This window comes from Vibrio nitrifigilis, from assembly GCF_015686695.1.
GTDB lineage: Bacteria > Pseudomonadota > Gammaproteobacteria > Enterobacterales > Vibrionaceae > Vibrio > Vibrio nitrifigilis.
Window position 1 is genome coordinate 154957 of the sequence record NZ_JADPMR010000003.1, and the last position, 20065, is coordinate 175021.

Annotated in this window: 31 protein-coding genes; 4 read left to right on the top strand and 27 right to left on the bottom strand. The window is 44.0% G+C overall.

Annotation, left to right across the window (positions count from 1 at the left end; translation table 11 throughout):
- Positions 1-37: 37 nt before the first annotated feature.
- The 4 genes from I1A42_RS14600 to cobA all read right to left on the bottom strand — a co-directional run bounded on the left by I1A42_RS14600 (position 38) and on the right by cobA (position 5067).
- Complete coding sequence (locus tag I1A42_RS14600; protein WP_161153668.1) at positions 38-1765, bottom strand: SLC13 family permease; 1728 nt, start codon at positions 1763-1765, stop codon at positions 38-40.
- Between the two features lie 44 nt (positions 1766-1809).
- Entirely contained in the window at positions 1810-3237 is a 1428-nt protein-coding gene (cysN, locus tag I1A42_RS14605) for a sulfate adenylyltransferase subunit CysN (protein ID WP_161153667.1), read from the bottom strand.
- Positions 3238-3254: 17 nt separating this feature from the next.
- The gene (gene cysD, locus I1A42_RS14610) at positions 3255-4160 is read right to left on the bottom strand and encodes a sulfate adenylyltransferase subunit CysD (RefSeq protein ID WP_196123908.1); all 906 of its coding nucleotides are present in this window, start codon (positions 4158-4160) and stop codon (positions 3255-3257) included.
- 79 nt (positions 4161-4239) lie between these two features.
- Positions 4240-5067, bottom strand: a complete 828-nt coding sequence (cobA, locus tag I1A42_RS14615) for a uroporphyrinogen-III C-methyltransferase (protein ID WP_408063537.1) — start codon at positions 5065-5067, stop codon at positions 4240-4242.
- Positions 5068-5457: 390 nt separating this feature from the next.
- Between cobA and I1A42_RS14620 the strand changes: the two genes are divergently transcribed.
- The gene (locus I1A42_RS14620; RefSeq protein WP_161153664.1) at positions 5458-6042 is read left to right on the top strand and encodes a Crp/Fnr family transcriptional regulator; all 585 of its coding nucleotides are present in this window, start codon (positions 5458-5460) and stop codon (positions 6040-6042) included.
- 19 nt (positions 6043-6061) lie between these two features.
- A complete protein-coding gene (locus I1A42_RS14625) occupies positions 6062-6517 on the top strand; it encodes a GNAT family N-acetyltransferase (RefSeq protein WP_196123910.1) in 456 nt (151 codons plus the stop codon).
- Positions 6518-6584: 67 nt separating this feature from the next.
- On the opposite strand, the gene I1A42_RS14630 is transcribed toward I1A42_RS14625, so the two are convergent.
- Positions 6585-7145 (bottom strand): LysM-like peptidoglycan-binding domain-containing protein, encoded by a 561-nt coding sequence (locus tag I1A42_RS14630; protein WP_196123911.1) that lies wholly within the window; start codon positions 7143-7145, stop codon positions 6585-6587.
- Positions 7146-7474: 329 nt separating this feature from the next.
- Here I1A42_RS14630 and I1A42_RS14635 point away from each other — a divergent pair, with 329 nt between their 5' ends.
- Positions 7475-8095 (top strand): FKBP-type peptidyl-prolyl cis-trans isomerase, encoded by a 621-nt coding sequence (locus tag I1A42_RS14635; RefSeq protein ID WP_161153661.1) that lies wholly within the window; start codon positions 7475-7477, stop codon positions 8093-8095.
- A 181-nt stretch (positions 8096-8276) separates the two neighbouring features.
- Positions 8277-9303, top strand: a protein-coding gene (locus tag I1A42_RS14640; RefSeq protein ID WP_196122387.1) for an IS630 family transposase whose coding sequence is annotated in 2 segments (ribosomal slippage) — positions 8277-8726 and positions 8728-9303 — 1026 coding nt in all. Because the reading frame shifts where the segments join, the coding sequence is not laid out codon by codon here.
- A 147-nt stretch (positions 9304-9450) separates the two neighbouring features.
- On the opposite strand, the gene rplQ is transcribed toward I1A42_RS14640, so the two are convergent.
- From rplQ to rplV, 22 genes are all read right to left on the bottom strand, one after another.
- The gene (rplQ, locus tag I1A42_RS14645) at positions 9451-9831 is read right to left on the bottom strand and encodes a 50S ribosomal protein L17 (RefSeq protein ID WP_068715278.1); all 381 of its coding nucleotides are present in this window, start codon (positions 9829-9831) and stop codon (positions 9451-9453) included.
- A 26-nt stretch (positions 9832-9857) separates the two neighbouring features.
- Positions 9858-10850, bottom strand: a complete 993-nt coding sequence (locus I1A42_RS14650) for a DNA-directed RNA polymerase subunit alpha (RefSeq protein WP_161153660.1) — start codon at positions 10848-10850, stop codon at positions 9858-9860.
- Positions 10851-10874: 24 nt separating this feature from the next.
- Entirely contained in the window at positions 10875-11495 is a 621-nt protein-coding gene (gene rpsD, locus I1A42_RS14655; RefSeq protein ID WP_161153659.1) for a 30S ribosomal protein S4, read from the bottom strand.
- Between the two features lie 27 nt (positions 11496-11522).
- Entirely contained in the window at positions 11523-11912 is a 390-nt protein-coding gene (gene rpsK / locus I1A42_RS14660) for a 30S ribosomal protein S11 (protein WP_161153658.1), read from the bottom strand.
- Between the two features lie 19 nt (positions 11913-11931).
- Complete coding sequence (gene rpsM / locus I1A42_RS14665) at positions 11932-12288, bottom strand: 30S ribosomal protein S13 (RefSeq protein ID WP_161153657.1); 357 nt, start codon at positions 12286-12288, stop codon at positions 11932-11934.
- 148 nt (positions 12289-12436) lie between these two features.
- On the bottom strand, positions 12437-12550 hold the full coding sequence (gene rpmJ / locus I1A42_RS14670; RefSeq protein ID WP_039969906.1) for a 50S ribosomal protein L36: 114 nt from the start codon (positions 12548-12550) through the stop codon (positions 12437-12439).
- 42 nt (positions 12551-12592) lie between these two features.
- The gene (gene secY / locus I1A42_RS14675; RefSeq protein ID WP_161153656.1) at positions 12593-13924 is read right to left on the bottom strand and encodes a preprotein translocase subunit SecY; all 1332 of its coding nucleotides are present in this window, start codon (positions 13922-13924) and stop codon (positions 12593-12595) included.
- Positions 13925-13944: 20 nt separating this feature from the next.
- A complete protein-coding gene (rplO, locus tag I1A42_RS14680; protein WP_161153655.1) occupies positions 13945-14379 on the bottom strand; it encodes a 50S ribosomal protein L15 in 435 nt (144 codons plus the stop codon).
- 5 nt (positions 14380-14384) lie between these two features.
- The gene (gene rpmD, locus I1A42_RS14685; RefSeq protein WP_161153654.1) at positions 14385-14561 is read right to left on the bottom strand and encodes a 50S ribosomal protein L30; all 177 of its coding nucleotides are present in this window, start codon (positions 14559-14561) and stop codon (positions 14385-14387) included.
- A gap of 7 nt (positions 14562-14568) precedes the next feature.
- The gene (rpsE, locus tag I1A42_RS14690; RefSeq protein ID WP_161153653.1) at positions 14569-15069 is read right to left on the bottom strand and encodes a 30S ribosomal protein S5; all 501 of its coding nucleotides are present in this window, start codon (positions 15067-15069) and stop codon (positions 14569-14571) included.
- 14 nt (positions 15070-15083) lie between these two features.
- Positions 15084-15437: a 50S ribosomal protein L18 gene (gene rplR, locus I1A42_RS14695; protein ID WP_161153652.1), complete on the bottom strand. Its 354-nt coding sequence runs from the start codon at positions 15435-15437 to the stop codon at positions 15084-15086.
- 9 nt (positions 15438-15446) lie between these two features.
- Positions 15447-15980, bottom strand: a complete 534-nt coding sequence (gene rplF / locus I1A42_RS14700; protein ID WP_161153651.1) for a 50S ribosomal protein L6 — start codon at positions 15978-15980, stop codon at positions 15447-15449.
- A gap of 15 nt (positions 15981-15995) precedes the next feature.
- Positions 15996-16388, bottom strand: coding sequence for a 30S ribosomal protein S8 (gene rpsH / locus I1A42_RS14705; protein WP_161153650.1), 393 nt, complete (start codon positions 16386-16388; stop codon positions 15996-15998).
- 29 nt (positions 16389-16417) lie between these two features.
- On the bottom strand, positions 16418-16723 hold the full coding sequence (gene rpsN / locus I1A42_RS14710) for a 30S ribosomal protein S14 (protein ID WP_161153649.1): 306 nt from the start codon (positions 16721-16723) through the stop codon (positions 16418-16420).
- 17 nt (positions 16724-16740) lie between these two features.
- A complete protein-coding gene (rplE, locus tag I1A42_RS14715) occupies positions 16741-17280 on the bottom strand; it encodes a 50S ribosomal protein L5 (protein WP_161153648.1) in 540 nt (179 codons plus the stop codon).
- A gap of 14 nt (positions 17281-17294) precedes the next feature.
- Positions 17295-17609 (bottom strand): 50S ribosomal protein L24, encoded by a 315-nt coding sequence (gene rplX, locus I1A42_RS14720; protein ID WP_161153647.1) that lies wholly within the window; start codon positions 17607-17609, stop codon positions 17295-17297.
- A gap of 13 nt (positions 17610-17622) precedes the next feature.
- Positions 17623-17994, bottom strand: a complete 372-nt coding sequence (rplN, locus tag I1A42_RS14725) for a 50S ribosomal protein L14 (RefSeq protein ID WP_123016978.1) — start codon at positions 17992-17994, stop codon at positions 17623-17625.
- 159 nt (positions 17995-18153) lie between these two features.
- The gene (gene rpsQ, locus I1A42_RS14730) at positions 18154-18408 is read right to left on the bottom strand and encodes a 30S ribosomal protein S17 (protein WP_161153646.1); all 255 of its coding nucleotides are present in this window, start codon (positions 18406-18408) and stop codon (positions 18154-18156) included.
- On the bottom strand, positions 18408-18599 hold the full coding sequence (gene rpmC / locus I1A42_RS14735; protein ID WP_004728606.1) for a 50S ribosomal protein L29: 192 nt from the start codon (positions 18597-18599) through the stop codon (positions 18408-18410). Before rpmC ends, rpsQ begins: the two co-directional genes overlap by 1 nt.
- Positions 18599-19009, bottom strand: coding sequence for a 50S ribosomal protein L16 (gene rplP, locus I1A42_RS14740; RefSeq protein WP_161153645.1), 411 nt, complete (start codon positions 19007-19009; stop codon positions 18599-18601). The genes rpmC and rplP overlap by 1 nt, the downstream gene beginning before the upstream one ends.
- Before the next feature lie 11 nt (positions 19010-19020).
- Complete coding sequence (rpsC, locus tag I1A42_RS14745) at positions 19021-19710, bottom strand: 30S ribosomal protein S3 (RefSeq protein WP_161153644.1); 690 nt, start codon at positions 19708-19710, stop codon at positions 19021-19023.
- Positions 19711-19729: 19 nt separating this feature from the next.
- Positions 19730-20062 (bottom strand): 50S ribosomal protein L22, encoded by a 333-nt coding sequence (gene rplV / locus I1A42_RS14750; RefSeq protein ID WP_161153730.1) that lies wholly within the window; start codon positions 20060-20062, stop codon positions 19730-19732.
- Between the last annotated feature and the right edge of the window lie 3 nt (positions 20063-20065).

Consider the following 20065-nt stretch of genomic DNA (forward strand, 5'->3'; position numbering starts at 1 on the left):
GATTATTGTTAATGAGCCACACCATTGGCTCATTAACTTAAAATGGAAAAAATACCGGAATTAATGTGATAACTAAGGTCGAATAAACCAAAGAAATCGGAATACCAATGCGTACATAATCACGTAGTTTGTAATTCCCTACGTTATAGACCAATAAATTAGTTTGATAACCATAAGGAGATATAAAACTGGCGCTCGCCCCAAACAGCACAGCCATAATAAATGGCATGGGATCCACCCCATACCCGACAGCCATGCTATATCCAATGGGAAAAGCCAGTGCTGCGGCGGCATTATTGGTAACTAATTCGGTGAGCACTAACGTGACCAAATAGGTTGCGACCATGGCTCCAAATGCCCCCCATCCATTAAACGCATGGATAAACATCGCCCCCATTTTTTGCGACAAGCCAGTACTTATCATCAATTGAGCGATAGAGAGTGCAGAACCAACAATCATAATAATGTCGACAGGAAACCGGCGACGCAAATCACTAATCGTCAAGATTCCTGTGGCTAATAACAGGATAAGGTATCCCGCCAAGCCTTTAATTATTGGACATAAATGAAGTAACGCACCAGCAATCACCGCTATAAATCCCAACAATACTAACCAAGATTTCTGACTATCCAGTTTGGCGCTAGTATCCAAATCGTTAATCAATACAAATTCACGACTGTGCTCATCACGTTGTGATTCAAATTGCTTACCCGGCACCAGTACTAACGTATCGCCAGCAGTTAAAACGATATTGCCTAGCCCACCATCCAGACGCTCATGCCCGCGACGAATGGCAACAACAACCGCATCAAAACGTTCCCTAAATCGAGACGATTTTAATGTCTTATTACAAACACTGGCTGAAGAACTCACAACAACTTCAACAAAGTTTTGCCCATTAAGTTCTTTCTGCCCAAACAGGGTTAAACCGGAAATCTCTTGTAAAGTAGAAACACTTTCAACATCGCCACAAAATAGTAAGTGATCATTGGCTTCGAGAACAAAATCTGGGGTGACAGAAGGTAAACTGTGCCCTGATCGAATCACTTCAGCTAGATACAACTTACGCAATTCACGAAGATTATTTTGCGCAATGCTTTTACCGATGAGTGGTGAATCATCTTCTACAATCGCTTCTAAAAAGTAAGGTAAATCTCCACCTTGAGTTTGTTCATCTGTATTGGGCAATAAATAACTCAAAGGGATAAGAATTAATACGCCAACTATCATTACCGCTAAGCCAATAGTGGTAGGCGCAAAAAACGTTAATGCAGGTAATCCTGCATCCTCAACAAAGCTATTAATAATCAGATTAGTTGAGGTGCCTATTAGCGTTAATGTGCCACCAAATATTGCTGCATATGATAATGGAATCAGCAACTTAGAAGGCGCATGCTGTTGATTGCGCTTAATAGCCCCAATCAATGACACAACGACCGCAGTATTATTGGTAAATGAAGACAAAAAGGCCGTAGAAAGGCCCAGTTTGGCAATGACAGTACCTAGGTGTCCGGTGGAAATGTTCCGACTTACCCAACTAATCAGTCGCGTTTTTTCTAGTGCTGCAGACACTAAGATCAGTAACACTAACGTGACTAATGACGAGTTAGTAAAATTGACAGCTAAGTCTGAAACATCCATTAATCCGGAGAAATAGGCGATGACAGTAGCGCCAGCGAACACAATACTAGGCTTGAGTCGAGTAACCAATAAACACGTTATAACAGCAAGCAATATTGCTAATACCAGCCCCTGTTCCCACATAATCATCCCTAAATAGGGAGGGAGAGCTTCCCTCCCTCACACGATTACTTAAGTAATTGGCTTAAATCTTTCGCACCCCAATGAGGGAAATGCTTACGAACCAATGCATTAAGTTCTAATTCAAACGCGCTGAATTGATCTGCTTGAACAGCCACATTATGTAGACTTTCACGAATCATCCCAGCACCAACGGTCACATTGCTCAGACGGTCAATAATGATAAAACCACCGGTATCGGCACAGTCTTGGTATTTATCAAGAGCAACTGATTCATTGAAAGACCATTCACATAAACCAATGCCATTGAGAGGCAGTTGCTGAGTTGGTGATGTTTCAAGGGTATTGATGTCGTATTGATGACGAATACTCTCTACATGCCCTACTGTTTTCTTGCCAGCGATCTTAATGTCGTAATCACGATTGGCTTCCAACGGTTGATCAGTCATCCAAACGACATCGGCTAACAAGTGGTTGGTATGCGCAACATCAGAGCTTTGTGGCACAATCAGGTCGCCACGACTGATATCAATCTCATCCGTTAGCGTCAATGTGACAGCTAGACCAGCTTGAGCCGATTGCAAGTCTCCATCGAAGGTAACAATACGTTCAATCGTTGATTCTTTACCTGACGGTAGCGCCTTAATTTTATCGCCAACGTGGACTGTGCCAGCAGAGATAGTGCCCGCAAAACCACGGAAATCGAGGTTCGGACGGTTAACATACTGCACAGGGAAACGAAAATCTTCATTACCTTTTGGTGCATCTATATCTACGTCTTCAAGAAGTTCCAGCAGGGTTGGACCTTGATACCAAGTCATATTCAGACTTTGATCTACCACGTTATCGCCTTCTAAAGCCGAGATCGGAATGATCTTAATATCTGTTTCCCCACGTAAGTGTTCTGAGAAATCTAAATACTGCTGTTTAATTTCTTCAAAACGATCTTGTGAGTAATCGACCAAGTCCATTTTATTTACGGCAACGACAAAGTGTTTAATACCCAGTAGATTCGAAATAAACGAGTGACGACGTGTTTGATCCAATACACCTTTACGACCATCGACCAAGATTACTGCCACTTCACAAGTTGATGCACCAGTTGCCATATTACGAGTGTATTGCTCATGTCCTGGAGTATCAGCAATGATGAACTTACGTTTCTTGGTTGAGAAATAACGGTAAGCAACATCAATGGTGATGCCTTGTTCACGTTCTGCTTGAAGACCATCCACAAGCAAAGCCAAGTCTGGGCGTTCACCAGTAGTACCAACACGTTGACTATCAGAACGAACAGCCGCCAGTTGATCTTCATAAATTTGTTTTGAATCGTGTAGCAAACGGCCGATTAAGGTACTTTTACCATCATCTACGGATCCACAAGTAAGGAAGCGCAGTAGTGATTTGTGTTGGTGTTGATTGAGGTAACCTTCAATACCTAGCTCAGCAAGTTGAGCTTGAACTGCATTATTCATACTCTTTCCTTAGATCCTTAGAAGTAACCTTGACGTTTTTTCATTTCCATCGATCCGGACTGATCGTGGTCGATCGCACGGCCTTGACGTTCACTTGAGGTCGTCACCAGCATCTCTTCGATGATTTCTGGCAGAGTTTGCGCTTCAGACTCCACTGCACCAGTTAATGGGTAACAACCTAACGTACGGAATCGAATACTTTTATGCTGCAGCTCTTCACCAGGAAGCAGTTCCAGACGATCATCATCTTTCATAATGATCATGCCATCACGCTCAACCACTGGGCGCACCGCTGAGTAGTAAAGAGGAACGATTTCAATCCCTTCTAGGTAGATGTATTGCCAGATATCTAGCTCAGTCCAGTTAGATAGCGGGAACACACGAATACTCTCGCCTTTGTTGATTTGGCCGTTATAGGTATGCCAAAGCTCTGGACGTTGGTTCTTAGGATCCCAAGTATGGTTTTTGTCACGGAATGAGTAAACACGCTCTTTCGCACGTGATTTTTCTTCATCGCGACGAGCGCCACCAAAGGCGGCATCAAAACCATATTTGTTCAGTGCCTGTTTCAGTGCCTGAGTTTTCATCACATCAGTATGTTTTGAACTATTTTCAAAAGGACTGATATTCATCGCTAAACCTTCTGGGTTCTTATGCACGATTAAATCGAGATCGAATTTTTTCGCGGTATCATCACGAAACTTGATCATCTCTTTAAACTTCCAATTGGTATCGACATGCAGCAACGGGAAAGGAATTTTGCCCGGATAAAACGCTTTACGCGCTAAGTGCAGCATGACCGATGAATCTTTACCAATCGAATACATCATGACAGGATTGGAAAATTCAGCCGCCACTTCACGGATGATATGGATGCTTTCAGCCTCAAGTTTTTTCAAATGAGTTAAGCGTTGTTGATCCATCTTATTGCTTCCTTTTAGTTTGCCGACAAGCTAGCTTGCTTTCTCTCAAACTGAGCTTTGTGACTCTGCAATATGAATATTAAGCGTATTGGAATTGAGTATGTGGTTGTTGCTCACTGCCAAACCATTGCAGCTTATCGGCCAATGAGACCACTTCACCTACGACAATCAATGCCGGTGATTGCGCCTCTTTTGCCAACTCAGCTAACTGGTTTAACTGACCACGGAATACTTTCTGTGTTGCCTGAGTACCGCGTTCAATAATGGCAATCGGTGTTGATGCTTGACGACCATGGGAAATAAGCTGTTGAGCAATAAATTGGGATTTCATCAACCCCATATAAATAACCAGTGTTTGATGACCTCTAGCCAGCGTTGACCAATCCAGATCATCAGCATCTTGTTTTCGGTGTCCGGTCACAAACAACGCTGACTGAGCAAAATCACGATGAGTGAGGGGGATACCTGCATATGCAGTAGCACCCGCAGCGGCAGTAATTCCAGGGACGACATGAAAGCGAATCCCTTCATCGAACAATATTTCTAGCTCTTCACCACCACGACCAAACATAAAGGGATCGCCACCTTTAATGCGTACGACACGATGACCTTGTTTGGCAAAATCAACGAGCAGTTGGTTAGTTTTTTCTTGAGGAACACTGTGATGACCAGCACGTTTACCTACGCAAACTAAGATGACATCACTTGGAACCAAAGCCATGATTTCTTCTGATACGAGATAGTCGTAAAGCACAACATCTGCTTGCTGCAGAAAGTTTAACGCTTTCACAGTTAACAGCTCTGGGTCACCAGGACCAGCACCAATTAATGCCACTTCACCAGCAGGCAATTGGCTGCGAGAAAGCTGAGTCACAGCATTAGTCAGTGCCTGTTTTTCAACTGACATTAAATTTGGGGATTTACGAGCTATTGAGGATACGTCTATCACGTCTGCCATCTTTGTCATCCTTTACTCAATTCATGGGTTGCATTATGAGCAGAGGAAGTTATTACCTGAAATTCTAAAATTTCATTTTTTATTCGAAAAATTGATATAGCATTGGCATGATTGAAGCATTGATTAATCAAAAATACAGTCAATACTTTGTTACACAAGGGTTACAAGCAAACACGACATAAAATGTGGGTATGATAAACAGCCGCACTTTTCTCAGGTTACCTAGTCAATAAAATTATTTTTACCTTAGATTGACGAAAATAGTGATGTTGATTTGCTATGAAAAGTTGTAAACCTATGCGTAAATCTGCAAACAACGAGAGCCAGTAAGGAGATTGTATGTCCCTGAACATCTTCAAAAACTATTTAAGCCAACACCAGTTTTCAGCCAATGATATTGCCTTACTGTGTGAACATGCTTCTCTTATCGAGTTGCCCACTAGTCACGTTTTTATCCATCAGGGACAAAATCCGCAATACGCTTACTTTTTACAATCGGGTTTATGTCATGCCAGCTATCTGACTGCAGCAGGGGAAGAAATTGGAAAAAGTTTCTTTTGGGAAGAAGATTGGATTATAGGCTTTGAAAGCCTTATTACTCAGGCACCTAATCCTTATTTGCTTGAGTCATTAACCGATGTTAGCGTAGTACAGATTCCTCTCGACTTACTACAAGAGTGGCGTGAGCAAACAAACCCGCTATACATGCGCTTATTGGAGATGGAATGGCTGTTGAAAGAACAGAAAGAACGATTCCAACTCTTTTATAGTGCGCAAGAGCGCTATCAGCTATTCCAGCAACAGTTCCCTCATTTGCTAGAACAGATCAGCAATAAAAGGCTGGCAGATTATTTAGGAACAAATGAACAAGCACTATTAGAGATGAAACAAGCTTTTCTTGACGATTCTCACCGTAAATCATAAAAATTAAATAGAGGCAAAAATGGATATTAATTGGCAATGTGTCAGCTTTGATGAACTATCAACACGCCAACTCTACGAAATCATAAAACTGCGTGTCGACGTCTTTGTCGTGGAACAAAATTGCCCCTATGAAGAATTGGATAATAAAGACCATCAGCCAGGCGTTAAACATCTCCTAGGCTACCTGAATGATGAACTGGTTGCATACTCGCGACTACTGCCTGCTGGCGTTAGTCTTCAACACTTAAGCATAGGACGCGTCATCACTAAGCAGAGCGCCAGAGGTTCTGGCCTTGGTAACCAACTACTTGAGCAAGCAATTAACCACTGCAACCAATACTGGCCTAATCAAATCATAGAAATCGAAGCACAGGCCCATTTACAAAAATATTATGAGCACCATGGCTTCGTTAAACATTCAGAACCATTTATGCTCGATGGCATTCCCCACATCGAAATGCAAAGAGCCAACTAAAGAAACAACCAAAGGAATTGATAAGCGATTCCTTTGGGTTAACTATTTACAGCTATGCGATACCCTATTATTTGCTCCGGCCAAAGCTGCCATTCGACATGCGGAAAAACATCACAGATTTATCATTTTTTTCCAACTGTAAGATGTCGAGTTCGCCCTGCTTATTCAATTTATATCTGACTAACTGACCACGTTTAATGTGGCTAAGTGGCTTATCGCTTCCTTCAATCTTAACCAATGCGCCAAGATCCGCCATCGAGAGATCGTTATTACGGAACACAGCGGCTAGTGTATCTCCTTTTTGCACGATATATTGATGCCATTGCTTAGATTTCGGCGCGCTATTCTCACTACTCAGTTGCTCACTTAAGCCCACCGTATTCACATCAATACTGATTCGCTGTTCTTGAGACGGTTGCTGCGTAGAGTTAAGTTTAGGTAGCGGAATAAAAGCAATAACGAGCACGACTGGAATAAGTATTTTAAGCCACAATCGATGGCGCTTGGGCAATGACATCCAACACGCCTTACCAGCTGCGGGAAAATTACGCCACTGAATGCTACCAACCCATTTAGAGACAAATGCAACGTAATCAGTTTCCTGCTTTTTCTTCTTACGACGATTCATGGTGTTCCGCCTGTTGATCAAGTAAGTGTAATCCAAGGGACTTTACAAACTTGTCTAGCAAAATGCCCGAGTCCTTGGTGGAAGCCTAAAATAACATTAATGAAATATCAGAGGCTTGCGCTATAAGTATAAAAACTCATTCAGCGAGAGTATAGAGCTAAGAAGGGTTTCTTCTGAACCTTGACAAAATCTTGTATTTTTAAACATTCAGATCAGGAAGCAAGTCACACCTTTGATGGTTTCTATGCTCTTTTGTCTCCAACCGTTTAATCCAACCAGTTAACCTGTTATGCTTTCGCCTTTATCCATCAAGACAAAGAGTGACTTGTATGTCTGAAGTGAAATTTGAAACTGTAGAGCAAAAAGCAAGCTACGGTATTGGTATCCAAATGGGCCAACAACTTGCAGGTAGTGGTCTAGAAGGCCTAAACGTTGACGCAATCGCTGCCGGTATCGCAACTGCACTTGCAGGTGACGTACCAGCTGTTGAAATCGATGAAATCAACCAAGCGCTACAAGCAATGCACCAACGTGCAGAAGAAGTTCGTCAAGAAGCCGCTAAAGTAGCAGCATCTGAAGGCGAAACTTTCCTTAAAGACAACGCACTACGTCCAGAAGTGACCGTTCTTGAGTCTGGTCTTCAATATGAAGTACTAACTGAAGGCAATGGCGAAATCCCAACTTCAGACAAATCTGTACGTGTTCACTACCACGGTGAACTCGTTGACGGTACTGTATTCGATAGCTCAGTACGTCGCGGTCAACCAGCTGAGTTCCCTGTAACTGGCGTAATCAAAGGCTGGGTTGAAGCTCTACAAAAAATGCCTGTAGGCTCTAAATGGAAACTGTACGTACCACACGATCTTGCTTACGGCGAGCGCGGTGCTGGTGCAGCAATCCCTCCATTTGCAGCACTTGTATTCGAAGTTGAACTACTAGATATCCTGTAATTCTACTTCTTGTTCATAAAGAACACAGTCAATTAATAGCAACGGCGCTCTTTGAGTGCCGTTTTTTTATTTTTCGATAAGCAGGAGGTAAAACGCGAAATAATTGATATGAGACTAAGTAGAGAAATTATACCAATCGCACTAATTTTATGATCTAATATCAGCTTCGATAGGAGCTGATATGAACCCCCCTGACTTCCCAAAACTTATTCGTGAAACATCCGATGCGAGGATGCGTACGAGACTTCTTGCTATATCTCATTTCGTGGATGGAAAAAGCCGCACTGAGATCGCCAAATATTTAAAAGTCAGCCGTACCAGTGTCAATAACTGGGTTGCGACTTATTTAAAGAATGGTGTTGAAGGTTTAGTAGAAAAGCAGCATACAGGCCGTCCTCCACGACTGACTGAAGATCAGCTATCTCTGTTAAAGCTGTACATCACTTCCAATGCGATTAAACCTGAAGGTGGAAGACTACAAGGGACTGATATTATTGAATTCATCCATGAGGAATTTGGCCTATCTTACAGCTTATCAGGCATCTATAAGATATTGAGAAAGCTTAATTTAGTTTGGATAACCACTCGTTCAAAGCACCCAAAGCAATCTGTAGAAGCGCAAGAAGCTTTTAAAAAAATTCCCAATAGAAACGATCCTTAAGATCCCTGGGCATGTTGCTTTAAAAGATGTTCAAATCTGGTTTCAAGATGAAGCCAGATTTGGCCAGCGCAACACAACAACCCGAATCTGGGCAAAAAAAGGGACTCGTCCTAGGGCGGTACAACAACAGCAATTTGAGTATGCGTACTTATTTGGAGCGGTGTGCGTTAATACCGGAGAAACTGAAGCTATTGTTGTTCCTATGAGCAACATGGAAGCAATGAAGGAACAACTCAGACTCATTTCTCAATCAACCCCCACAGGCAAACATGCTGTCGTCATCATGGATCAAGCCAGTTGGCATCAAAGCTATCTAGCGGATTCATTCAAGAACTTGACTGTCATTCATCTACCTCCTTATTCACCCGAACTCAACTCAATAGAGCAGGTATGGAGTTGGTTGCGTCAGAAAGAAATAGCCAATAGGTGTTTTGAATGTTACGACGATATTGTCGACAAGCTGTGTAGTGCTTGGAATCGTTTTTGTGCAGACAAAAGCAGAGTCATTTCGCTCTGCTTTAGAGATTGGACCATATTGACCAGTTAATTAGTGTGATTGGTATTAGAAAGAAAGAAAGAAAGAAGAAGAAATGAGAGAGAAAGATTTGTAGAGATAACTGGGAGGGAATAATGTTTTTAGGTATAAAAAAGCCGAGCATAAATGCTCGGCTCTTCTTTTAACTACGAACTGATATTACTCAGCAGCAGCTTCTGCTTCTGGGCGGTCTACAAGCTCAATGTATGCCATTGGAGCTTTATCACCTGCACGGAAACCACACTTAAGAATACGAGTGTAGCCACCTTGACGTGCTGCGAAACGTGGACCTAGTTCGTTAAATAGTTTTGCTACAACTTCGTTATCACGAGTGCGAGCAAATGCTAGACGACGGTTTGCAACGCTGTCAGTCTTAGCTAGTGTAATCAAAGGCTCAACGACGCGACGTAGCTCTTTTGCTTTTGGTAAAGTTGTCTTGATAACTTCATGACGTACCAGAGAGCTAGCCATGTTGCTAAACATCGCTTTACGATGTGAGCTGTTGCGGTTGAGTTGACGACCACTCTTACGATGGCGCATGACCTAATCCTTCTAACTAGTATCGATTAATCTTCTGCAATTGACGCTGGTGGCCAGTTTTCTAGGCGCATGCCTAGAGACAGACCGCGTGATGCAAGAACGTCTTTAATCTCGGTAAGAGATTTTTTACCTAAGTTTGGCGTTTTCAGAAGCTCAACTTCGGTACGTTGCACAAGATCACCGATGTAGTGAATCGCTTCTGCTTTTAGACAGTTAGCAGAGCGAACTGTTAGTTCAAGATCGTCTACAGGACGCAGTAGGATAGGATCGAATTCAGGCTTCTCTTCTTTCTCCTCAGGTACACGTACATCACGAAGATCTACGAACGCATCCAATTGTTCAGCAAGAATAGTTGCTGCACGACGGATAGCTTCCTCTGGTTCTAAAGTACCATTCGTTTCCATATCGATAACAAGCTTATCCAAGTCAGTACGCTGCTCAACACGAGCTGCAGCCACAGAGTAGGCAATTTTGTCTACTGGGCTGTAGATTGCATCTACAAGCAGGCGACCGATAGGACGCTCATCTTCTTCAGTATGGATACGAGCGGATGCCGGAACATAACCGCGACCACGTTGAACTTTGATGCGCATAGCGATCTCAGCGTTATCATCGGTTAGATGACAAATAACGTGCTCAGGGTTTACGATCTCCACATCACCGTCATGGGTGATGTCACCTGCAACCACAGGGCCCGAGCCTGATTTGTTTAGTGTAATGAACACTTCATCTTTGCCGTCAGCAACGCGAACTGCTAAGCCTTTCAGGTTAAGAAGAATCTCAAGGATATCTTCTTGTACACCCTCTTTGGTGCTGTATTCGTGAAGTACGCCTTCAATCTCTACTTCCGTGACTGCACAGCCAGGCATAGAAGATAGAAGAATACGGCGAAGTGCATTACCCAGAGTATGGCCGAAACCACGCTCTAACGGCTCAAGAGTTACTTTTGCGTGTGTCGTGCTGATCTGTTCGATATCAACAAGACGTGGCTTAAGAAATTCTGTTACAGAACCCTGCATTGTGTCCTCTCTTTAGTTTAAACCTTACTTAGAGTAAAGCTCGACGATCAATTGTTCGTTGATGTCAGCTGATAGATCTGAACGTTCAGGCAAACGCTTGAATGTACCTTCCATCTTGCCAGCATCTACTTCAATCCAAGTTGGTTTTTCGCGTTGTTCTGCAACTTCTAGAGCTGCTTTAATACGAGTTTGCTTTTGAGCTTTCTCGCGAATTGCAACAACGTCGCTAGCCGCAACTTTGAAAGAAGGAACGTTTACAACTTTACCGTTAACTAGGATAGCTTTGTGGCTAACTAGCTGACGAGCTTCTGCGCGAGTTGCGCCAAAACCCATGCGGTAAACTACGTTATCTAGACGACCTTCTAGAAGCTGAAGTAGGTTCTCACCAGTGTTACCTTTAAGGCGAGCTGCTTCTTTGTAGTAGTTACGGAATTGTTTTTCCAGAACGCCGTACATACGACGAACTTTTTGCTTCTCACGAAGCTGAACGCCATACTCAGATAGACGACCGCGACGAGCGCCGTGTACACCTGGTGCGTTATCAATTTTACACTTGGTATCTACCGCGCGAATACCTGACTTAAGGAACAAGTCAGTACCTTCACGACGGCTAAGCTTAAGCTTAGGACCCAAATATCTTGCCATGATCTTTCTCCAGTATTCTAAAAAACGTTATACGCGACGTTTCTTAGGTGGACGACAACCGTTATGAGGGATTGGAGTCGCATCAACAATGTTAGTGATACGGAAACCAGCTGCGTTCAGTGCGCGAACAGTAGATTCACGACCTGGACCAGGACCCTTAACCATAACTTCCAAGTTCTTCAGGCCGTATTCTTTAGCCATTTCAGCACAACGTTCTGCAGCAACCTGTGCAGCGAACGGAGTTGATTTACGAGAACCGCGGAAACCTGAACCACCTGCAGTTGCCCATGCAAGAGCGTTACCTTGACGGTCAGAAATGGTTACGATTGTGTTGTTGAAAGATGCGTGGATATGCGCTACGCCATCAGCAATTTGCTTGCGAACGCGTTTACGTGCGCGAGTTGGTTGTTTTGCCATTGTACTCTACCCTTCCCGACTATTTCTTGATCGGCTTGCGCGGACCCTTACGAGTACGTGCGTTGGTTTTAGTACGCTGTCCACGTAGTGGTAGACTGCGACGATGACGAAGACCACGGTAACAGCCAAGGTCCATAAGACGCTTGATGTTCATGGAAACTTCACGACGTAGATCACCCTCTACAGTGTACTTAGCTACACCATCACGCAGTAGATTGATCTGCTCTTCAGTTAGTTCACTGATCTTAACATTTTCAGCAACACCCACTTCAGCTAGGATAGCTTGAGAGCGAGTCTTACCGATGCCGTAGATTGAAGTTAATGCAATCACAGCATGTTTTTGATCAGGAATGTTAATGCCTGCTATACGGGCCACTATTCACTCCTAGTACTCTATATAAAGAATTACCCGCAGCAGAGCCCGTTGAGGATACGCTGCGGTATACTACTTCTTTTGCACGCAAAAGGTAGGCCGAGGACTATACTCGACACTACCTTATTTTTCAAGTAAAAATTTCTGCTAATTAGCCTTGGCGCTGCTTGTGCTTAGGCTCACTGCAAATTACTCGCACAACACCGTTGCGCTTGATGATTTTACAGTTACGGCAGATTTTTTTAACGGAAGCACGAACTTTCATTGCTAAACTCCGTAAATGTAATCTGGGGGGCAATAAAGTCGATTAACGACCGTAGCCTTTCAGATTAGCTTTTTTCAACACAGACTCATATTGATGAGACATCATATGTGTCTGTACCTGTGCCATAAAGTCCATGATCACAACCACTACGATAAGTAGCGACGTACCGCCAAAGTAGAAACGTACGTTCCACGCTGACATCATGAACTGAGGGATCAGACAGATAAAGGTAATGTACAGTGCACCAGCTAATGTTAGGCGCGTCATCACTTTATCGATATATTTCGCTGTCTGCTCACCAGGGCGGATACCGGGTACGAACGCACCGGACTTCTTCAAGTTATCCGCTGTTTCACGTGGGTTAAACACCAACGCAGTATAGAAGAAACAGAAGAAAATAATTGCTACTGCATAAAGTATTACATAAAGCGGTTGGCCAGGGCTTAACGCCAAAGACACATCTGTTAACCAGCTAAATGCCGGATTACCGCTTTTACCAAACCACTGAGCCAAAGTCCCAGGGAAAAGGATAATACTTGATGCAAAAATCGCAGGGATTACACCGGCCATATTTACTTTTAATGGCAAGTGTGTGCTCTGCGCTGCAAAAACCTTACGACCTTGCTGACGTTTCGCATAGTTAACGACGATTCGACGTTGACCACGTTCCATGAAAACAACGAAGTAAATAACTGCAAAAGCAATTACTGCAATTAGCAGTAGAAGAAGTACATGCAGTTCACCTTGACGCGCTTGCTCGATAGTTTGTCCGATTGCCTTAGGCAACCCAGCAACAATACCTGCAAAAATAAGCAATGAAATACCATTACCTATTCCTCGCTCTGTAATTTGTTCACCTAACCACATTAAGAACATGGTACCAGTTACTAAACTTACGGTGGCAATTAGCGTAAACATGGTTTGGTCGATAACGACCAGATTAGAGACCATATTTGGTAGGCCAGTTGCGATACCAATAGCTTGGAAAATTGCAAGTACAAGCGTGCCGTAACGCGTATATTGGCTGATCTTCCGACGGCCTGCTTCACCCTCTTTTTTGAGTTCCGCTAACGCTGGATGAACTACAGTCAACAATTGGACAACAATTGACGCCGAAATATACGGCATGATGCCCAATGCGAATATAGATGCACGCGAAAGTGCACCACCAGAGAACATGTTAAACATCTCAATGATGGTGCCTTTTTGCTGTTCGAACAAATCGGCGAGTACAGCAGCATCAATACCAGGAATCGGCACAAAAGAGCCAGCTCGGAATACTAAAAGTGCACCCACTACGAATAATAAGCGCGACTTCAGCTCACTTAAGCCGCCCTGAGCACTACGAAAATCTTGTCCTGGTTTCTTAGCCATCTGTACCTCAATCCTCGAGATTATTCCTCGATTTTACCGCCTGCAGCTTCGATTGCAGCTTTAGCGCCTTTAGTCACGCGTAGACCTTTAACAGTCACAGCTTTGCTGATCTCGCCAGATAGAACAACTTTAACATTTTCGATGTTCTTAGCAACAACGTTAGCTGCTTTAAGGCTGTTTAGATCAACTACGTCACCAGTCACTTTCGCTAGCTCACCTAGACGAACTTCAGCAGACACTAAGCTCTTACGAGAAGTGAAACCGAATTTAGGTAGACGTTGTTTCAATGGCATTTGACCGCCTTCGAAACCTGGACGAACTTTACCGCCAGAACGTGACTTTTGACCTTTGTGACCACGGCCACCTGTTTTACCAAGGCCAGAACCGATACCACGACCTAAACGCTTCTTAGAAGGTTTAGAACCCGCAGCCGGTGATAGAGTATTCAAACGCATTCTGATTACTCCTCAACTTTAACCATGTAGTTAACCTTGTTGATCATACCGCGTACACACGGTGTATCTTCAAGTTCAACTGTATGGTTGATGCGACGAAGGCCTAGACCACGCAAAGTAGCTTTATGCTTAGGTAGGCGACCAATTGAGCTTTTAGTTTGAGTTACTTTAATAGTTGCCATGGTGTTCTTACTCCGAAATAGATTCAACAGTTAGACCACGTTTAGCAGCAACCATTTCTGGTGACTTCATGCTACCTAGTGCATCGATCGTAGCACGAACGATGTTGATAGGGTTCGTAGAACCGTATGCTTTAGATAGTACGTTGTGTACACCGGCAACTTCTAGTACTGCACGCATCGCACCACCTGCGATAACACCTGTACCTTCTGATGCTGGCTGCATGTAAACTTTAGAGCCCGAATGGCGACCTTTCACTGCGTGGTGAAGAGTGCCTTCGTTAAGCGCGATAGTAGTCATGTTACGACGCGCTTTTTCCATTGCTTTTTGAATCGCTGCAGGTACTTCACGAGCTTTGCCGTAACCGAAACCTACACGACCGTTACCGTCACCAACTACTGTTAGTGCAGTGAAGCTCATGATTCGACCACCTTTAACCGTCTTAGAAACACGGTTAACTGCGATTAGCTTTTCTTGCAAATCATTAGCTTGTTGTTGTTCTTTAGCCATCTTCCAACCCTACCTTAGAATTTCAGACCAGCTTCGCGAGCAGTATCTGCTAGCGCCGCTACTCGACCGTGGTATTGGAAACCAGAACGATCAAATGCAACTGCAGTTACGCCTTTTTCAAGCGCACGCTCAGCAATAGCTTTACCTACTGCTTTAGCAGCATCGATGTTACCGGTGTTTTTAACCTGCTCACGGATCGCTTTTTCTACAGTAGAAGCTGCTGCGATAACCTCAGAGCCATTAGCTGCAATCACCTGTGCGTACACGTGACGAGGAGTACGGTGTACTACTAGGCGAGTTGCACCCAGTTCTGCAATCTTACGACGTGCGCGAGTGGCACGACGGATGCGAGATGCTTTCTTATCCATAGCGTTACCTTACTTCTTCTTAGCTTCTTTAGTACGCACATTTTCATCTGCGTAACGAACACCTTTACCTTTATAAGGTTCAGGTTCACGGTAAGAACGAATATCCGAAGCAACTTGACCAACTAATTCCTTAGAACAACCAGAAATTACGATGTCAGTTTGAGTTGGACACTCAGCCTTAATACCTGCTGGCAATTCATGCTCAACAGGGTGCGAGAAGCCTAGAGTTAGAGCTACAGCGTTGCCTTTAACAGCAGCACGGTAACCAACACCTTTAAGAACTAATTTCTTAGAGAAGCCTTCAGTAACGCCGATAACCATGTTGTTAACTAGTGCACGAGCAGTACCTGCTTGTGCCCAAGCGTTTGCAACACCTTCGCGTGGACCGAAAGTTAGGTGGTTTTCTTCTTGAGCAATAACAACAGCGTTGTTGAATGCACGAGTCAATTCACCTTTAGCACCTTTTACAGTGATCTCTTGGCCGTTTAATTTCACCTCTACGCCAGCTGGAATAGCGACAGGTGCTTTAGCAACACGAGACATATCCTACTCCTTAAATTAAGCTACGTAGCAAATGATTTCACCGCCAAGACCCGCTTTGCGAGCTGCACGGTCTGACATCAGACCCTTGGAAGTGGAAACAACAGCAACACCCAGACCGCCCATCACTGATGGTAGCTCGTCTTTTTTCTTGTAGACGCGCAGACCAGGACGTGAAACACGTTGGATTTGCTCGATTACTGGTTTCGCTTGGAAGTACTTAAGAGTAACTTCTAGCTCAGGTTTTGCTTCGCTGTTTACAGCGAAGTCAACGATGTAACCTTCAGCTTTAAGTAGTGCAGCAATTGCAACTTTAAGCTTTGAAGAAGGCATTTTAACAGCAACTTTGTTTGCTGCCTGACCGTTACGAATACGGGTCAGCATATCCGAAATCGGATCTTGCATGCTCATAAACTTTACTCCAAATGATTAAGTGGCAATTACCAGCTAGCCTTACGAAGTCCAGGAATCTCGCCTTTCATGCAAGCTTCACGAACTTTGATACGGCTCAGACCGAATTTACGTAGGTAACCGTGTGGACGACCAGTTTGGTTACAACGGTTGCGCTGACGTGATGCACTTGAATCACGTGGAAGAGCTTGCAGTTTAAGAACTGCTGCCCAACGTTCTTCTTCAGATGCGTTTACATCGCTGATTGTTGCTTTTAGCGCTGCACGCTTTTCAGCATACTTAGCTACTAGCTTCGCACGTTTATCTTCACGTGCCTTCATTGATTGTTTAGCCATAACAGTAACCCTTCACCTTACTTACGGAATGGGAAGTTAAAGGCAGCCAGCAGAGCACGGCCTTCCTCATCGGTGCTTGCAGTAGTCGTGATAGTGATATCAAGACCGCGCACGCGATCGACTTTATCGTAGTCGATTTCCGGGAAGATGATTTGCTCGCGAACGCCCATGCTGTAGTTACCGCGTCCATCAAAAGATTTTGCGCTAACACCGCGGAAGTCACGTACACGTGGAAGTGCAATCGAGATTAAACGCTCGAAGAAATCCCACATGCGTTCGCCACGCAAGGTTACTTTACAACCAATTGGGTAGCCTTCACGAATTTTGAAACCTGCAACAGATTTACGAGCTTTAGTGATCAGTGGTTTTTGACCAGAGATCGTAGCCATATCAGCTGCTGCGTTTTCTAATAGTTTCTTATCGTTGATTGCTTCACCAACGCCCATATTGAGGGTGATTTTCTCAATTCTAGGGACTTGCATGACGCTTGTGTAGCTGAACTGTTTGGTCAGATCAGCGACTACAGACGACTTGTAGTAATCATGCAGTTTCGCCATAGTAGAACTCCAAATTACTTAATTGTTTCGCCGTTTGACTTGAAGAAACGCACTTTTTTGCCTTCTTCAAAACGGAAACCGATACGGTCCGCTTTACCAGTAGCTGCGTTAAAGATAGCCACGTTAGATGCATCAATCGCTGCTTCTTGCTCAACGATACCACCTTGAGTACCAAGAGCTGGAACAGGTTTTTGATGTTTCTTAACTAGGTTGATACCTTCAACGATAACTTTACCAGTTGTTAGGACCTTAGTTACTTTACCTTTCTTGCCTTTGTCTTTACCAGCAAGAACGATTACTTCGTCGTTACGACGGATTTTAGCTGCCATTGTTTGCCGCTCCTTACAGAACTTCTGGAGCCAGTGATACAATCTTCATGAATTTCGCATTACGAAGTTCACGAGTCACTGGACCAAAGATACGTGTACCGATTGGTTGCTCAGTGTTGTTATTCAACAATACGCAAGCATTACGGTCGAAGCGAATGACAGAACCGTCCTGACGACGTACGCCTTTACGGGTGCGCACTACAACCGCCTTCATTACATCACCTTTTTTAACTTTACCGCGAGGAATTGCTTCCTTAACAGTAACTTTAATGATGTCGCCCACATGAGCGTAACGGCGGTGAGAGCCACCCAGAACCTTAATACACATTACGCTGCGAGCGCCTGAGTTATCAGCTGCGTCCAGCATACTTTGCATTTGGATCATGTTAGTGCTCCGCTAAATATAAAAAAACTAGACCCTCTCGGGTCGGGCTGCCTCTTTAAAAGGGACGCGAATTGTACCACCCTTTTTTTAGAAAGGGTAGTCAAAAAACAAGCGGCTCCAAAAAATTCCGGAGCCGCTTTTGTTTTTAGAAAAGGAAAATTAGATTTTCGCTTTTTCCAAAACTTTTACCAATGTCCAAGATTTAGTCTTAGACAGTGGACGACACTCTTGAATTTCAACTACGTCGCCTTGGCCACATTCGTTGTTTTCGTCGTGTGCGTGCAGTTTAGTCGTACGTTTAACGAACTTGCCGTAAATTGGGTGTTTTACGAAACGTTCGATAGCAACAACAATAGACTTGTCCATTTTGTTGCTGATAACACGACCTTGCTGGGTACGGATTTTGTCGCTCATTATGCGCCTGCCTTCTCAGTCAAAACAGTTTTCACACGTGCGATATCACGGCGTACAGCTTTCAGAGTATGAGTTTGCTGTAGTTGACCAGTTGCAGCTTGCATACGCAAGTTGAACTGTTCTTTCAACAAATTCAATAGCTCAGCATTAAGCTCTTCAACGCTCTTTTCGCGTAGATCTAGTGCTTTCATCACATCACCTGCTTAGTTACAAATGTAGTTTTGAATGGCAGTTTACGTGCCGCTAGACGGAACGCTTCACGAGCCAATTCTTCAGGTACACCATCAACTTCGTACATAACCTTACCAGGTTGGATTTGGGCTACCCAGTACTCAACGTTACCTTTACCCTTACCTTGACGAACTTCAAGTGGTTTTTCTGTGATAGGTTTGTCTGGGAAAACACGGATCCAGATTTGACCTTGACGCTTAATGTGACGTGTCATAGCACGACGTGCCGCTTCGATTTGACGAGCAGTTAGACGACCACGGCCTACAGCTTTCAAACCGAAAGTACCGAATGATACTTCAGTACCTTTAGCTAGACCACGGTTACGACCTGTATGAACCTTACGGAACTTAGTACGTTTAGGTTGTAGCATCTGTCGACTCCTTACTTACGGCCTTTGCGCTGCTTCTTAGGCTTTTCACTCTTAGGTTCAGCAACTGGCATACCGCCTAGAATCTCACCTTTGAAGATCCAAACTTTAACGCCAATCACACCGTATTGAGTGTGAGCAGAAGAAGTCGCGTAATCAATGTCAGCACGAAGAGTGTGTAGAGGCACACGGCCTTCACGGTACCACTCAGTACGTGCGATTTCAGCGCCGCCTAGACGACCACTTACTTCAACTTTGATACCTTTAGCGCCTAGACGCATTGCGTTTTGTACCGCGCGCTTCATAGCACGACGGAACATAACACGACGCTCTAGCTGAGACGCGATGCTATCAGCCACTAATTGACCGTCTAGCTCAGGTTTACGTACTTCAGCGATGTTGATTTGTGCTGGTACACCTGAAATTTTCGCTACAGCTGCGCGTAGCTTCTCAACGTCTTCACCTTTCTTACCGATAACAACACCTGGGCGAGCAGTGTGAATAGTCACACGGATGCTCTTCGCAGGACGTTCGATAACGATGCGTGATACTGACGCTTTTACCAATTCCTTGTTTAGGAATTGACGTACCTTGAAGTCGCCGTCTAGGTTGTCAGCGAATTCGTTGGTGTTAGCAAACCATGTAGCATTCCAAGGCTTAACGATGCCAAGACGAATACCATTAGGATGTACTTTCTGACCCATTGCTTACTCTCCTAGTCTCTTAGCGATCTGCGACAACCACAGTAATGTGGCTTGAACGCTTCAAGATACGATCCGCACGGCCTTTAGCACGAGGCATAATACGCTTCATGATAGGGCCCTCATCTACGAAGATTTTAGCGACACGTAGATCGTCAATGTCAGCACCTTCGTTGTGTTCCGCGTTAGCGATAGCTGACTCAAGAACTTTCTTCACTAGCTCAGCAGCTTTTTTGTTGCTGAAAGTTAGAACTTCTAGAGCTTGGTCTACGCTTTTACCACGGATAAGATCTGCTACTAAGCGAGCTTTCTGAGGAGAAATGCGAGCAAAGTTATGTTTAGCTAAAGCTTCCATCAT